The following is a 14,567-nucleotide window of genomic DNA, read 5'->3' as shown; positions in this document are numbered from 1 at the left end:
GTGTAAGCGGCACGATCGCTCCTCGGCAGCCGAAAGCTGCCAGGCCGCAGACGGCCCGAGTTCGGGCAGTGCGCCAAGCTGCCTAATGGAAATTCCTGCCCTTCACCTTCAGCGTGTCGATATGCAGATCTCTGACAAAGATATCTCGCGGATGCTGCGGCACTGGCTTCGGCCTGTCCCGTGAATCTGGACTGCCCGGCGAGCCATGCGCGAACTCGTCTCCCCTGCCCGTCGGCAACTTGAATTCGCTGTCGCGGTCGGCCAACCCCGACAGGTCGCCAGAGAGGTCGAAGAACTGGTGCGCGACGAGGTGCACGACATCCCCTTCTCGCTGAATCCGGCCATTGATGGCCATCATGGATGATCCCAGCACGATGCGGCGGCGCCTTTCGAACAGGGAAGGCCACACCACCAAGTTTGCAGGCCCCGTCTCGTCCTCGATGGTGATGAACATGACCCCTTTTGCCGATCCTGGCATCTGTCTCACCAGGACGAGTCCCGCCGTCATCAACCAGCGACCATCCGGCGCGTTCATGGCCTCTGAGCAGGTGACGATGTTTCGTTGCTGCAGGTCGCGGCGAAGGAACGTGATCGGATGCTCGCGTAGGGTTAGGCCGACGTGGCTGTAGTCTTGGACAACGTTGTGCCCTTCGGTCATCTGCCGTAGATTGACTTCCGGCTCCTGTTGTTCGGGGATCACCCTTGCCTCGCGCTCGGCAGCGGCAGCAAACAGCGGCAGGGGCTCGTCACGGAGCGCTTTGATGGCCCAGATTGCCTCGCGCCGCTGAAGCTTCATTGATGGCAGGAACGCGTCCGCCTCCGCGAGCTGGTTCAAAGATTCAATGGGCACGCTCGACCGCCGCCAGACATCATCGACACTTTCGAACGCTCGGTTCATGCGGGCCGCCACGATCCGCGCCGCATCGGCGACCGCCAGTCCCTTGACCATCCGCATGCCCAGCCGGACGGCATGATGGTCGCCATCGCCGATGCGCTCGAGCGTGCAGTCCCAGCGCGAATGATTGATGCACACGGGGCGAATTTCGACACCGTGGTTCCTCGCGTCGCCTACGATTTGCGCCGGCGCATAGAAACCCATCGGCTGCGAGTTCAGGAGCGCGGCGCAGAACGCATCCGGGTAGTGGCGTTTGATATAGTTTGACGCGTAGGCGATGAGCGCGAAGGAAGCTGCGTGGCTTTCCGGAAAACCGTAGGAACCGAATCCTTCGAGCTGGCTGAATGTACGCTCGGCGAACTCGGCCGAGTAGCCGTTTTTGATCATCCCGGAAACGAGCTTGTCCTTGAAGCGGCTCACCCCGCCTGTGAACTTGAAGGTGGCCATCGACTTACGGAGCTGGTCGGCCTCGCCACCCGTGAAGCCGGCGCAGACCATTGCGACCTTCATCGCGGATTCCTGAAAAAGCGGGACCCCTAGCGTTCGCCCGAGAACCTCTTCCAGTTCCGGTGTCGGATATTCAGGCTTCTCCTTGCCCTCGCGCCGACGAAGATAGGGATGCACCATATTTCCTTGTATCGGGCCAGGCCGGACAATCGCGACCTGGATGACGAGGTCATAGAAGGTCTGAGGCTTCAGGCGCGGCAGCATGGACATCTGCGCCCGGCTCTCGATCTGGAAGGTGCCAAGGGTGTCGGCTTTTTGGATCATCGCATAGGTCGCCGGGTCCTCCTGCGGGATCGTCGCAAGGTCGAGATCCTCATCCTTGTGCTCGCGGATTAATTCGAATGCCTTGTTCATGCACGTCAGCATCCCGAGCGCGAGCACGTCCACCTTCATGAACTTGAGCGCCTCCACGTCGTCCTTATCCCACTCGATGATCTGTCGATCCTTCATCGTGGCGGGTTCAATGGGAACGAGGTTGTCTAGTCGGTCATGGGTGAGGACGAAACCGCCGGGGTGCTGCCCAAGATGGCGGGGGGCACCCATGAGCTGCCGAGCAAGCTTCAGCGTCAGCGCCAGGCGACGGTCGTTGGGATTGAGATTGAGTTCCCTGATGTTCCGATCAGGCAGTTCTTCCGACCACGACCACATGCCGGATGACAGAGCCTTGATTACGTCCTCGGGCAAGCCGAGGGCTTTGCCGACATCCCTGATCGCGCCCTTTGCCCGGTAGCGGGTCACCGTCGAGCAGAGGGCGGCCTTGTCCTTTCCGTAGGTCTTGTAGATCCACTGTATGACCTGCTCGCGACGCTCGTGCTCGAAGTCCACGTCGATGTCAGGCGGCTCGTCTCGCTCCCTCGAGACGAAGCGCTCGAACAGCAGGTCGTTCGTTTCCGGGTCGATACTCGTGATCCCTAGGATGTAGCAGATGGCGCTGTTGGCGGCCGATCCCCGCCCCTGACAAAGGATGCCCTGGGAGCGGGCGAATTTCACGATGCTGAAGACCGTCAGGAAATACGGCGCGTATTTCATCTCCTTGATCAGGTCGAGCTCGTGTCGAACGGCGCGCAACACCTTCTGCGGCAGGCCTTCCGGATATCGCTTCGGAATGCATTCGCGGACGTAGTGTTCGAGCGACTGCTGGGCGTCCATGCCCGGGACAATAGCTTCCTCCGGGTACTGATAGGTCAGTTCCTCAAGGGAGAACTTGCAGCGTTCGACGATCTCTGTGGTGCGGGCAAGCGCTTCCGGGTAGCGCGGGAACAGGCGTTCCATCTCCTCCGGCGGCTTCAGATAGCGGTCGGCATGCCGTTCGCGCTCGAATCCTACCTCGTCAATTGTCGTGTTGTTGCGGATGCAGGTGACCACGTCCTGGAGCTGGCGGCGGCCGGGTTCGTGAAACAACACGTCATTGGTTACGACGGTGCGAACCTTGAACTTCGAGGCGAGGTTCGAAATCTCATGCAGACGCAATTGATCGTTTGGCCGGCGGCGGAGCGCGAGCGAGACGTAGGCCCGATTGCCGAAGATCTCCGACATCTTCCTGAGCTGGACTGCACAGGTCTCGTCCGGGAGATCCGGCACCAGGATCCCGATGAGGCCGTGCGCGTACAGGCCAACGTCATCGAGGTGAAGGATGCAGTTATTCTTCCCGCCTCTATCCTTGCCGAGCGTGATGAGGCGCGTCAGTCGCGAGTACGCCGCCCTGTTCGTCGGGAAGACGAGGATCGACATCCCGTCCTGCAAATCCAACCGACACCCGACTACAAGTCGGACGCCTGTTGCCCGCGACGCTTCCAGGGCGCGCACGATCCCTGCGAGGCTGTTGCGGTCGACGACCCCTAGGGCATCAATCCCGAGCTCCTTGGCGGTCGCGAACAACTCATCGGCGCTGCTTGCTCCCCGAAGGAAGCTGAAATGGGTCGTGACCTGGAGCTCGGCGTACTTCATGCGAAGATCCCGTGAATGAACCACTTGTGGGAACCAGTCTCTGGATCGATGCCGTCGCCGGAGCGGAACACCCAATAGCGCTCGCCAAGCTCGTTCTCGATAACAAAATAATCGCGGACGGCGTCGAGCTCGCTGTCGCGCCTCCACCATTCTCCGAACACGCGCTCCGGGCCATCGGCGCGCTTCACCTTGTGCGTCTTGCCCCGCCACGTGATGCTCCGGGGCGGATGGTCGGGCAGAAGGGCAATGGCGGTGATTTGGTCCGGGCGGTCGAGCAGCCGGACGGGTCTCCGCCAATGATGACTCCAGCTCTCCTCGATGTCGGCAGCCGCTGGAGCTACCCGGGCGACGCTGCGTTCCGGGACATCCGATGCCAAGGGTGCGACCCGGTAGACCCGCTGGCCGCGGTTGCCCAGTATGTCGATCAGCGGGGTGATGTCGGTCATATTCTCGTCGACCAGCGAAGACGATTTCTGCTCCTCCTCAAGCGGCTCCGAAAGAATGGCAATGAGCGTCAGCCTCTCAATACCGAAGCCCGGCTCGATCTTCTCGGTGCGATCCCTGAACAGCTTCGTCAGCCATGCGACATCGCGCGCGGGCTTGGCGGTGCCGGCACGGATCGCCTGTCGGGTGCCGTCGACCTTCTCGACAACGAGATCGGTGCGGCGGACACCGAGATCCTTCTTCTGCAGTTCTGCGACGAGCTGGACGACAAGATGTCCGACATACTTGTTGATGGTCTCAGCCGCTCCGATCGGCTCTGCAAAAGCTCGGGAGACCTCCACCTGTTCAGGATCGCGAATGGGATCGATGGGTTCGGAAAGGCGGCCAAACATCTGGTCGAGCCGCCGCCCGATCTCCGGGCCAAATCGAAGCGCGAGTGGAGCGCGGGCCGTGTTCGCAAGCTCGCCGATCGCTCGGAAGCCAAGCGTCCGCAGATCGCTGACGATCTTCTCCGGGAGTCGGAGCAATGAGATCGGAAGCCGCTCGACCACCCTGGCAGTCTCGCCACGGGGTACGTTGACAGTCTCGCGGTTGATCGCACGGGCGCAGGCGTGAGCCGCTCCCCAGGTATCCGCCACGGCGACACGAGCAGTCAGCCCCTTCGCGCGGCACTGATTGGCGACGCGGCTGAGCATTGGCTCCTCCCCACCCTGCAGGTGGTCGGCGCCCTCCGTGTCCATGACGATGCCATCGATGCCATCAACGGCGACGATCGGGGAGTAGACGGTCAGCGCCCACAGCGCAATTCGTTCAAGCGCAGCAGCATCGGCGGCAGGATCCGCATCGACCAGCATCAGGTTGCGGAACATCGCCTGAGCCTTCGCCGCAGCCATCCCTGTCCGCACTCCGACCTTCCTCGCGGCATCATCCGCCGCGGCAACCCAGCGCTTGGAGCCGGACTTCGCGATGACCGCGATTGCCTGCTCAGGCGGAATAGAGGGATCGGCGCGACGTATTCGATCGGTCGCCAGATCCGGGAGATAGATGGATACGACCCTTGTCATCGCAGGCTCCAATTTCAAACTCAGCACACTCGCCCGCACGCGATCTCATCAATTCAAGCAGCCACCTTGCCCTTCCCACGCCGGGAACCGGGAGATCCTCTGACGGCAGCACACTGACCCGCCATCTCGTCGTCGACGCGGTCGGTTGGCCGAAATCATTCGCCTCCGTTTGTCGCCGCCAGCGTCTTACCGCGACCGCCATCGTGCCAGTCTTCTCCGGCGCGAGCTGCAGACGACGCGAAGCCGTCATCGGGAGGCGAACGAGTTCCCCAACGACCGCACCCAGACCTCCGTAGGAAAGACATTCCTCCATGCTCGCGAGTACGTCCTCCTCCTTGTCGCCTTCGACGAATACGACCCGCTTCGGATGAAGACCCGCCTGCGCCAGCGCTGGCATAAAAAGGTCGGGTCTCGTGAGGCACCAGACGATCTGTCCCTTCGTGCGAGCCGCTACTCCTGCAGCGAAGAGGGCTGCGGCGGAACCGTCCACGGTTCCCGAGCCGCCTCCCGCGAATTCATGCAGTGCGCCGTAAGCGAGGCCACCTCCCGGGAGCACGGCGTCGATCTCGGGCACACCGAAGGACAGGCAACCCACTCGCTTCGCTGTGCCGCCGCTAAGAGCAGCGATGCGTTCGCGCAGGTCAGCGAGGACTTGCTCGCGGGCAGCCGACATCGTTTGCGAATCCTTCCGAAATCGCGATGAAAAGGGACGGCTTCATGCCGTGTTAATGCAGATGTTCTCCGTATGTTCCTTTGCGAAGGCGACGTCAAGATGGGCCGAAATAGGAATATCGTCTCACAATTTCAGTGAAACCTAAGATTCTCTCGACGAATCAGAAACGTAGGCAAAGCGTGTAAGTCAGCGGCGCTTTTTAAAAAATATGGGGAAAGGGAGTTGTGTCCCCCGCAAGTCTCCCAACCCGCAGCCAACGGCGAAGCTGCTCGCTAGCTTTCCTGAAACCGAGCTATGAGATCAATCAGGACGGCGTCGGATCCAAGACATTCGGCGCAGATGCCGAATGCATCTTCATCGAATTCGTCCTTCCTCCTCGATTGGCGACAGCAATCACACACGACTGCTCCCCGGCAGGAAAACCGCGGCGGAGCTATGATCTCAGCAGTCGGAATTGCCACCACGTGTTCTGGACGTTTTGGCATCGTAACCTCCAATAGAAGACGAGATGGAGGTCGGGGCATCTAGTTTCAAGATTTCGCTGGAGGCGCAGTTGGCAGTCATCGACGGGCCGGCTACGTTGCCATCCGGAACGACCGCGGAGTGGCTGACGTGTGCAATCTCTATCGCATGGAAGAAAAGGACTGGGTCAGGAAATGGGCGATCGACGCCGAGAGCATGATCAACCTGATGCCTGCCTACCAGATGAACCCGGATCAGATGGGTCCAATCGTTCGAAACACGCCCGATGGCCGCAAGCTGCTCGTCCACGGTCGATGGGGCCTGCCCTCCCCCCTGTTCGTTCAGAAAAAGGCAGCCGAGGAACGCGCGGCCAAGCGGAGGGCAAAGGGCGAAGCGGTCGACCTCGGCGAACTCATCCGGATGGAGCCAGACCGAGGCGTCACCAACGTACGGAAGCTCGATCTGCCGCACTGGAAGCGGTGGTTCGACGTGGGGCACAGGTGCATCGTCCCGGTGACGTCGTTTGCGGAGCCTGATCCCGCCAGCCAAGAACCCGGCGGCAAAATTCCGAACGCATGGTTCGGCCGAGACGAAAGCAAACCGCTCATGTTTTTTGCCGGAATCCACGTACCGCAGTGGAAGAGCGTCCGCAAAGTCAAAGACGGGCTGACAACTGACGACCTCTATGGATTCCTGACTACCGACCCGAACGATGTCGTCAGGCCGATCCATGAAAAGGCGATGCCCGTGCTGCTGCTTACCAAGGAGGAGACGGATATCTGGCTGTCCGCACCATGGGAAGACGCACGGCACCTTGCGCGCCCGGCGGCGAACGACGCGATAATGATTACGTCTCGTGAAGCGTACGGCTCCAGCGTCGTCTCCACGGAAGGCGAGACATTGCAGGCGAACTTTCTTTAGCCAGCCTGTCGACCTCGTTTCGTGAGACTGCGACGCTTCGGAAGCGGAGTCAGTGCCTCAGCAGGCTGCCTTTCGCTTTGATCGCGACGCCCTTGCTTTACATGGAAGTTCGAACGTCCCCCGCCAGATGCCGGCATGTGCGGATTCGGCAGCAATCTGATCCGCTCTGAAAGCGCCTTTCGAATATCGCACCCAGTCGACCGCCCAACCCTGTCGGACCATCCACGAATTCACGCTGGTCCCGTCCGCTCTGACGCAGTCGGCAACGACGCGGCGATATCTGTCCGTGTTCCGCGCCTGACAACGGGTCGGGCGCGATTTCGCCAGGAAGTCATCTAAGGCGAAAGCCGCTTCCTTGCCACAACGGTAGGGCTTCCTGACGGAGTCCTGGCATACCTGCCAACTCTCCGGCGCATCTACGCCATTCAGCCTGATCCGCCGGGCGGCGATCTCGATGGTGTCGCCATCGATAACCGACGCGCGGCCAAGCAGTTGCTCGGCTTCCGCCGGAATTGACATCGATCCCCATGCGATCAGAAGGAGAAGCAGTATACCAAGACGTTCGGGCATGCGTCACACCAATATAGCTTCGTCGCCGCTCGCGGTGACCATCCTGTTCGTGGCCAATCCCACTCCCATTTACATGTAGATCGTCATTGCGACGGTCTATCGTCCGCAAGGATTCGGACGAGGCGCTCCACCACGACGGCGATTGGTGTCGCAGGTTAAGCCTAGTAGGTCAAGGATCGGATTGATCACACGAGAGTAATCCTGTATGGGTATTGCGGGCATCAACCTTGCTTCCGGACCGAGATTGGAGGGAAGCGGCATTGCCCCGGATGCCTGGCCAATCGATATCCGCGAGTGGGCTGAAGGTTGCCGAAATCCTGGAGCGCACGTTATGTCATCAAGAAAAACAAGGGAATTTCTCATTGGTGGAGACATGCCCGTCAACCGGGTTGCGTTCGGCGCTATGCGTCTTTCTGCCAACGGATTTCGGGGCCCTGCGAGAGATCCCGAGACGGGTCGCGCAGTCCTGCGGCGGGCGGTCGGGCTGGGAATTAACCTTGTTGATACGGCAGCCTTCTATCATAGCGGCGACAAAACTGTTCGCGCGAATCGCTTGATACATGAGGCGCTATATCCCTACCCCTCAGACCTCGTGATCGCGACCAAAGTAGGGCATGTTTTCGATTCAGACGACAGGCATCGGACAGCGACAGGCGCTGATATGCGCCGCCTGATTGAGGAGAACCTCGAGGACCTCGGCCTGGATCGGCTCGATCTGGCCTATCTCCGAATCGGTGAAATGGCTCCGCCCCATGGCGAGTCCCTTGCCGAACGTTTCGAGGCGCTCGCGGCGCTGCGCGAGGAGGGCCTGATCCGTCACCTGGGCCTCAGCAATATCGACAGTGACCACCTTGCCGAAGCGCGCGCGATCGCACCGGTCGTGGCAGTGCAGAACAACTTTCACATTGCCAAGCGCGGAGACACCGCACTGTTGGCCATTTGCCAGGACGAGAATATCGCATTCAGCCCCTTCTTCCCTCTCGGTGGAGGAATGGCGAACATCGACAATGGGCGCCTAGCCACGATTGCGAGTCGACACGGAGCAACCAGCAACCAGATCGCCTTGGCCTGGCTTCTGGCGCTTTCCCCGGTGGCGATCGCAATTCCGGGAACGGGATCGATTGCCCACCTAGAAGAAAACACGGCCGCCGGCGACATCGTCTTAACACAGGAAGACCTAGCCGAGCTCGCCTGACCCATGAGGTGTTATCTCTGACTAGCGGGTCGTGTGGCCGGTGGCCACACTGCTTGCTTCGCAGAAAATGCTGCGTATGGGGTATTTCCAATTGACCATCGAGATCGCTGTTAGAAGATCGTGGCGAGCGGCTCTCCTCTAGGGCTTTTCCTGTCGCGGCCGAGGATTCCTCTCGTCGGCAATGAGGTTTGGGAGCGCCGTGATGAGATCGGTAAGATAGTGGACCTCCGCTTCCATCCGGTGCGCTGTGTGACGAACCGCCCACTCCTCGGCCACTCCGATAAACGGTAGCGCTTGCTCGATCATACGCCGCCTCTCTTCGAGCTGCGCCTTCATCCTTGCAAGCCGGTCCGCCAATAGCGCCGGAAGTTCATCGAGCTTCGCTGGATCCACACGAGTAAGCGCAAGGTCGAACGGATCATACTTAAACCAGATTTCAGTCAGGCCGTCGTGCCGAAGACGCGCCAATGCGTGTCTTCCGTCCTCGGTGATTTCGTAGAGTTGCCTGGTGGGGCGATTACCCTCCTGCTCGCGTCCTGCTTCGCGCAACAGACCCTCAGCGGCAAGACGGTTCATCGCACCGTAAACCGCGCCCACCGGTATGTCTGTCCAAAACGGCACGCGCTTGCGTTCGGCCTCCTGCCTCAGGCGATGACCATGCATCGGGCCAAGCTCGGCGAAGGACGACAGAATGAAAAGCCTGATCGATGACATAACGCCTCCTATTGCTCTCGTGAGAGTATTCTGCTATGAGTATGCATGCGTTGGCACTACATTCAAGCTCGATGAAACTCCATGTGCGGGTAAATCAGCTACGGCGAGTTTAGGCAATGCAGCGCTCTCTCATCCCTTGAGGGAACGGCTGCCGGATGGGAGCAACGCTACGAACGGCAAGAATTTCGGATCGAGAACGAGACCAAATATGAAAAGAGTGCAATATGACCGCTACGGCGGACCCACGAGGATGTATATCGGCGAATCCAAGCTGCCTCAGCTTGGCCCGAAGCAAGTGCGTGTCGTCGTAAGTGCCGCAGCGATAAACCCCTTTGACTGGAAGCTTCGCCAGGGCGCGATGAAACTGTTCATCAACCGCAAGTTTCCTAAAGGTATGGGAACAGATTTCGCTGGCGTTGTTGCCGCTGTCGGCAGTGATGTGAGGGACATCAACGTAGATGATGAAGTTTTCGGAACGATGGACTTCAAGGAATCTGGTGCGTTCGCGGAAGAAGTTGTCCTGGATTCTCATTTGGTGGCGAAAAAACCCGCGTCCCTTTCTTTCCCGGAGGCTGCGTGCCTGCCCATTCCAGTGATGACCGCATGGGCCGCTATTTTCGACAAAGCCAAAACCTCGCAGGGATCGCATCTCTTCATCAACGGTTGCACTGGTGCCGTGGGGGCGTCTGCCGTGCAGTTGGCGCTCGCTCGTGGCGTGAAAGTCAGCGGCGCATGCGGGACTGCTTCTTTGGAAACCGCGAAAGCAGCCGGCGTGGATTCCGTCTTCTCCTACACCGATAGACGACTGCAGGCTCAGAAGGGCAAGTTCGACGCCGTATTCGACACACTTGGGACGTTGGATGTAGGCCACGGACTCTCAATGCTGAAGAAGGGCGGCGTTTTCGTCGACATCAATCCGACCCTCCGAAGAGTAGCGCGTGGCATGCTCTCCCGACGTTACAAGCTCGCGTTCGCGACCATGGGCATCAAGCGTCTTTCAGCGATCGCGGACCTCGCGAGTGATGGCGTGTTGCGGCCAACTGTTGGCCTCGTAGTGCCGTTTGCCGATGCAGTATCCGCGATCACAGCGATTGAATCCGGTACCCGAATTCCGGGCAAGGTCGTCTTGAGTTTGTGAGGCAAGAGAGTCAAGCAAGCATCATGCAGCATGAGGGATGCTGAACTTCCGTTCCTTCGTCGACTCCCCGGCCTGACACTCGGGGAATCGACGAAAGGAACACCTTCAGTCTCTCGATCCGGTCGAAGAGATTATCGGCATCGCCGATTACCCGGCCCGTTCGGCGACCTTGATCAGGAACCTGCGACGGCGGCTTCGATCCAAGGCCGTGATCTCAGAGGCGCCCCTCGAGCCAGTCGAACAAGGTTGCAGAAGCCGTGGAATAGGCTCCGATCTGGCAATGAGCTTGTGCTGTCGAATCCGCGTCAAACAGGATGTAGTGCTTCGGACATTTGAGAGCATCGAAGAGCCTTTTCGCCTGGCCCCTTGCCATTTCCTCCGTGCCGTCCATGACTAGCGTTTCGCATTCGATTTGATCAATTACGGGTGTGTTGTCATAGGCCAGGAGAGCTTTGAACACGTCCTGCTCCCGTACCCCGTGCTTCCAGGCATAATCTCTGACGAGCCACTTCAGCGACGTGTGCTGAGCGGTCCAGGTAAATGCCTCCCGAAGGACGTCAGGACCGTCTCCGACGAGCACCTGACGGATGGGGGCTGGGAAGTGGTTGAGAATACCCTCTGCCCAACTCAGGGATCCGGGGTCGGCGATGCATACCTTGAGGCGCTTTTCGAAGGCAGCGGCTCGCACGGAAAGGAACGCGCCGAAACTCAAGCCCATAAGACCAATCCTCGACGGATCGACTCCGGGAATTTCAAGTGCGAAATCGACGACAGGTTGACGTTCTCCCAGTCGGGTCGGAAATAAAGATTGTTGAGCCTCAATGCCAGACCCTGGCCTGGACCATCATAGATCAGGCAATGTATTCCACGCCGCAGGGCAGCATCGTAAACCCAGACTGTATCGTCAGCCCAGGTATCGCGACCCGGCGTGATTATGAGTAACGGAGCGCTTTCTGCAGCAACAGGAGATTTGAAGAAATATCCCGATAGGAATGTGTCCTCATACGGGATCCCCACATACCTTCCCGGGTAGCCAGAAAGCTCAAGATATCGCTGGTAGCACCTCGAACTGGCACGTGCGTACTCGCCAATACGCAAATCTTCAGGATGACTGAAGTACATCAGCGAGGCGCGCCAGTAGGTCGCTGCGCGGAGATATGTCGAAGAGGCCGTCAGCCGTTTATCTGTGCGATCGGCCATTTCGGCCAAGTTTTGGAGACGGAGTGCTACTGCGCTCCATGCATTGATCCAGCGCTCTTCGTCGTTTGGCTTCAACTGCCCGATGACTTCAAAAACTTCGCCGAGGTCAGACATGCCATATTGCATGAGCCCAAGGATGTGTTTCAGCAGAGCATCCATCATCAGTGTCTCGCTGAACTTCGTGGATGTCCAATGAACGGTGTTTTGCGCGTCTGACATATTTGATTTCCTTCTCCACAGAGGAACGCGGGCCAAGGGACGAGGCGCACTTGGCTTGCAGCAGCATGATCGGCACCGGGTGCCCACGAAGAGCGCCCATTAATACATGACGATCGGTCAGTCGGGGGATCCGGCATCCGAATCCTGTCGCGGATCGACATCCACAACTTGTCCAGGTCGGAAAGCCTCGAAGCAGGTTCGGTTCATGCCATGCGACGCAAGAGCTTCGGCAAGCAGCCGGGGCGGCTCATCCCAGGGCTCGTCGGTCAGCCGAAACGTGCCCCAGTGGATACCGAGAGCCTTGCGCGCGTCCAGCGAGCGCATGATCAACACGGCTTCCTTCGGGTCGACATGCTGAGCCGCCATGAACCAGCGAGGCGCATAGGCCCCGATCGGGATCAGGGCGAGATCAGGTCGGCCATGGGTCGCGCGCATGGCCTTGAAGATTGCACCAGTGCCATATCCGGTGTCGCCGGCGAAGTAGACGAGTCCTGCATTGGTCCTCAGCATGAAGCCGCCCCACAAGGCCATGCGGCGGTCGCCGATCCCGCGAGCCGACCAGTGATTGGCGGGCACGATGTCCACGACGGCGCCGTTGGGCAGGTGGAAGCGGGTGCCCCAATTGCCCGTGGCAATCCTGGCACGGGGGACAGCCCGGCGGATGATGGTCTCGTTGCCCAACGGTGTGATGATCATAGGAGCATCGCGCTCGTGCAGCCGTTTCAAAGTCGGCAGGTCAAGATGGTCATAGTGATTGTGGGAGAGCAGGACCACATCGATTGGAGGTAGGTCCGCGAACGCGATGCCGGGCGCAGTGGTCCGACTTCGGCCGATATACCCATACGGCCCTGCCCGCTCAGACCAGACGGGATCGGTCAAAACATTGAGCCCCGCCGCCTGAATCAATACGGTTGCGTGCCCGACCATGGTGGCGCGCAGCTCGGAAACACGGCGTTCTGGTACAGCCCTTACGATGTCCACCCGTTTGGGCCACGGTACTCGGCGCTCCCTCTGCCAGCGAAAAAGGTCCCGCACCGAGCGATCCGTTCCCGGATGCCCCGGATTGGCGAAACGCACCCCGTCGAAGTTCTCGGTCGGCGGAAAGGTGACATAGCGGTTCCGTTTGGTCATGATTGGATCTCAGAAGATAGGGGATTTTCGATGTCGCCCCACGCAGGCGGCGACATCTTCTTCGGGCTGTCAGCCGGAGTCCTTGTTGGATGCATTCAGCCCTACCCGCGAGAATCGGGCGGGACGTGTTCGCAACGGTACCAGCCTGATGCCATCACGGGTCTAATTTGCCGGGCGGCTGAGCTTCAAATCGGGTTGATCGTCGTTCCAGCCTTGAAGTCCGCCAGGAATCTCGCGGTACCGCAGGCACTTCGACATCATCGTGGTGTTGAGGCACATGGTGTCGCCTTTGACCTTCCAGTTGACGGATAGTGCAAACATTAGAGGTCCTTTAATGCTACCAGTGCCGTCTTTGTTGAGGGTGAGTTTGAAGGACCTGCCATTCGGCGCGTCGGCCGACCAAGGAGCGCCATCGGCGAGAATCGCGGCTGCCTTCTGCGGCGGCAGATAACCCTGCCCCTGCGCGGCAAACGTTGTGCTCGCGGCGAAAATTGAGACCGCCGCCGTTGCGATCTTAACATGTGTCTTCATTTGGACGTCCTTTCTTCCTTGATTGAAATGCGGTCATCACTGCGTCACGACCGCGTCGTGGTGGATGGGTTTACTGTTGTTGTTGGCGGCCCGCGGCGCGCGCCCTTGTCGCTCCAAGCCGGCGGCAGACCAAGCTGGCCGGCGACCGCACCCGTGATGCCGGGGGCGGACCCGAAGGCCTTGCAGGCGCCGTATTTCGGAGCGCCGCCAAGCGAGACCCTGACACTCTGCACCGAGGGCATCGCAGGCATTCCTTTGAACGGGTCTTTGCCCTTGACCAGCATCCGGCTGAAGTCGGTGCCGAATGCTGAAGACAGCGAGTAGGCATCCCCCACGTTGGAATACCGTGGTGTCGTCAGCACGTTTGCTCCACGCGACCAGAGCATCGCCGCCTTCTGCGATCCGTCCTGGCCAATCGCTTCTGCTTCCACTGATAAGCCGCCAAGACCGAGAGGTATCCGCGGGATTGGCACCGGGAGTGCAACCGACGCGCCTAAGGATGTGACGGTAGAGGTCGCCGCCGCCGTCCTGTTGGTAGCGACGATGTCGGTGACGGTCGCATGGACCGTGAGATCAGCCGGCTCGTCCGAAGCGACAATCCTGAAGCGGTCACTAAGACCGGTACAGAGGGTGCGGTCGATGGCGTTTGTGACGAGCGCCAGATCTTTGGGATCGAAAGCACTGGTGCCGCCGACGTTCGCCGACGTCGGGACGATGCGTACCGTCTTCGCGGCGAGAACGGGTGGCGGATCAACCCTTAGCTTTGCCTTTGTGAGCGTGCCACCCGATGGGGCCATACCAGCGTAGGAGCCAAGCGTCCCTCTTTGCTGCAGTGGCAAGTTGGCACACGACGAGAGCGACAATGTCAGCATCAAGCAGAGAATTGTCGGCAATCGTGTTCCAGGTCGTTGGAAGGCAAAGTCCATTTGTGAGATCTCTGAGCCGTTGTCTTGACT

13 protein-coding genes are annotated in these 14,567 nt (G+C 59.8%); 3 read left to right on the top strand and 10 right to left on the bottom strand.

Annotated elements, in window-relative coordinates; all coding sequences use genetic code 11:
• Positions 1–82: 82 nt before the first annotated feature.
• From FHT79_RS11865 to FHT79_RS32090, 3 genes are read right to left on the bottom strand one after another with little or no spacing between them, the layout of a single operon-like run.
• Positions 83–3,349: an error-prone DNA polymerase gene (locus tag FHT79_RS11865; RefSeq protein ID WP_183903402.1), complete on the bottom strand. Its 3,267-nt coding sequence runs from the start codon at positions 3,347–3,349 to the stop codon at positions 83–85.
• The gene (locus tag FHT79_RS11860) at positions 3,346–4,857 is read right to left on the bottom strand and encodes a DNA polymerase Y family protein (protein ID WP_183903401.1); all 1,512 of its coding nucleotides are present in this window, start codon (positions 4,855–4,857) and stop codon (positions 3,346–3,348) included. Before FHT79_RS11860 ends, FHT79_RS11865 begins: the two co-directional genes overlap by 4 nt.
• Positions 4,778–5,530, bottom strand: a complete 753-nt coding sequence (locus FHT79_RS32090) for an ImuA family protein (protein WP_246713976.1) — start codon at positions 5,528–5,530, stop codon at positions 4,778–4,780. Before FHT79_RS32090 ends, FHT79_RS11860 begins: the two co-directional genes overlap by 80 nt.
• A 612-nt stretch (positions 5,531–6,142) precedes the next feature.
• Between FHT79_RS32090 and FHT79_RS11850 the strand changes: the two genes are divergently transcribed.
• The gene (locus FHT79_RS11850) at positions 6,143–6,913 is read left to right on the top strand and encodes an SOS response-associated peptidase (RefSeq protein WP_183903399.1); all 771 of its coding nucleotides are present in this window, start codon (positions 6,143–6,145) and stop codon (positions 6,911–6,913) included.
• 57 nt (positions 6,914–6,970) lie between these two features.
• Here FHT79_RS11850 and FHT79_RS11845 read toward each other — a convergent pair whose 3' ends face one another.
• Entirely contained in the window at positions 6,971–7,432 is a 462-nt protein-coding gene (locus FHT79_RS11845) for a thermonuclease family protein (protein ID WP_246714010.1), read from the bottom strand.
• Positions 7,433–7,688: 256 nt separating this feature from the next.
• Between FHT79_RS11845 and FHT79_RS11840 the strand changes: the two genes are divergently transcribed.
• Positions 7,689–8,678 carry an aldo/keto reductase gene (locus tag FHT79_RS11840; protein WP_246713975.1) on the top strand — a complete coding sequence of 330 codons (990 nt, stop codon included), beginning with the start codon at positions 7,689–7,691 and terminating at the stop codon, positions 8,676–8,678.
• 138 nt (positions 8,679–8,816) lie between these two features.
• On the opposite strand, the gene FHT79_RS11835 is transcribed toward FHT79_RS11840, so the two are convergent.
• On the bottom strand, positions 8,817–9,392 hold the full coding sequence (locus tag FHT79_RS11835) for a PadR family transcriptional regulator (RefSeq protein WP_183903397.1): 576 nt from the start codon (positions 9,390–9,392) through the stop codon (positions 8,817–8,819).
• A gap of 208 nt (positions 9,393–9,600) precedes the next feature.
• On the opposite strand from FHT79_RS11835, the gene FHT79_RS11830 reads away from it, so the two are divergent.
• Positions 9,601–10,530: an NADP-dependent oxidoreductase gene (locus tag FHT79_RS11830; protein WP_183903396.1), complete on the top strand. Its 930-nt coding sequence runs from the start codon at positions 9,601–9,603 to the stop codon at positions 10,528–10,530.
• Positions 10,531–10,744: 214 nt separating this feature from the next.
• Here FHT79_RS11830 and FHT79_RS31940 read toward each other — a convergent pair whose 3' ends face one another.
• The 5 genes from FHT79_RS31940 to FHT79_RS11810 all read right to left on the bottom strand — a co-directional run bounded on the left by FHT79_RS31940 (position 10,745) and on the right by FHT79_RS11810 (position 14,537).
• Positions 10,745–11,248 carry a hypothetical protein gene (locus tag FHT79_RS31940; RefSeq protein WP_210304757.1) on the bottom strand — a complete coding sequence of 168 codons (504 nt, stop codon included), beginning with the start codon at positions 11,246–11,248 and terminating at the stop codon, positions 10,745–10,747.
• A complete protein-coding gene (locus FHT79_RS31935) occupies positions 11,239–11,949 on the bottom strand; it encodes a hypothetical protein (protein WP_210304756.1) in 711 nt (236 codons plus the stop codon). Before FHT79_RS31935 ends, FHT79_RS31940 begins: the two co-directional genes overlap by 10 nt.
• A gap of 117 nt (positions 11,950–12,066) precedes the next feature.
• The gene (locus tag FHT79_RS11820; RefSeq protein ID WP_183903395.1) at positions 12,067–13,080 is read right to left on the bottom strand and encodes an MBL fold metallo-hydrolase; all 1,014 of its coding nucleotides are present in this window, start codon (positions 13,078–13,080) and stop codon (positions 12,067–12,069) included.
• Between the two features lie 162 nt (positions 13,081–13,242).
• Positions 13,243–13,611, bottom strand: coding sequence for a hypothetical protein (locus FHT79_RS11815; protein WP_183903394.1), 369 nt, complete (start codon positions 13,609–13,611; stop codon positions 13,243–13,245).
• A gap of 44 nt (positions 13,612–13,655) precedes the next feature.
• Complete coding sequence (locus tag FHT79_RS11810) at positions 13,656–14,537, bottom strand: DUF3313 domain-containing protein (RefSeq protein WP_183903393.1); 882 nt, start codon at positions 14,535–14,537, stop codon at positions 13,656–13,658.
• Positions 14,538–14,567: the final 30 nt, after the last annotated feature.

It is taken from the genome of Rhizobium sp. BK212 (assembly GCF_014197475.1).
GTDB lineage: Bacteria > Pseudomonadota > Alphaproteobacteria > Rhizobiales > Rhizobiaceae > Rhizobium > Rhizobium anhuiense.
The sequence above is the reverse complement of the archived record's forward strand: the minus strand, read 5'-3'. Positions and strand labels throughout refer to the sequence as shown.

Coding starts and splice junctions, on each gene's coding strand:
- FHT79_RS11865 (WP_183903402.1), bottom strand. CDS start 3,349: ATGAAGTACGCCGAGCTCCAGGTCACGACCCATTTCAGCTTCCTTCGG.
- FHT79_RS11860 (WP_183903401.1), bottom strand. CDS start 4,857: ATGACAAGGGTCGTATCCATCTATCTCCCGGATCTGGCGACCGATCGA.
- FHT79_RS32090 (WP_246713976.1), bottom strand. CDS start 5,530: ATGTCGGCTGCCCGCGAGCAAGTCCTCGCTGACCTGCGCGAACGCATC.
- FHT79_RS11845 (WP_246714010.1), bottom strand. CDS start 7,432: ATGTCAATTCCGGCGGAAGCCGAGCAACTGCTTGGCCGCGCGTCGGTT.
- FHT79_RS11840 (WP_246713975.1), top strand. CDS start 7,689: ATGGGTATTGCGGGCATCAACCTTGCTTCCGGACCGAGATTGGAGGGA.
- FHT79_RS11835 (WP_183903397.1), bottom strand. CDS start 9,392: ATGTCATCGATCAGGCTTTTCATTCTGTCGTCCTTCGCCGAGCTTGGC.
- FHT79_RS11830 (WP_183903396.1), top strand. CDS start 9,601: ATGAAAAGAGTGCAATATGACCGCTACGGCGGACCCACGAGGATGTAT.
- FHT79_RS31940 (WP_210304757.1), bottom strand. CDS start 11,248: ATGGGCTTGAGTTTCGGCGCGTTCCTTTCCGTGCGAGCCGCTGCCTTC.
- FHT79_RS31935 (WP_210304756.1), bottom strand. CDS start 11,949: ATGTCAGACGCGCAAAACACCGTTCATTGGACATCCACGAAGTTCAGC.
- FHT79_RS11820 (WP_183903395.1), bottom strand. CDS start 13,080: ATGACCAAACGGAACCGCTATGTCACCTTTCCGCCGACCGAGAACTTC.
- FHT79_RS11815 (WP_183903394.1), bottom strand. CDS start 13,611: ATGAAGACACATGTTAAGATCGCAACGGCGGCGGTCTCAATTTTCGCC.
- FHT79_RS11810 (WP_183903393.1), bottom strand. CDS start 14,537: ATGGACTTTGCCTTCCAACGACCTGGAACACGATTGCCGACAATTCTC.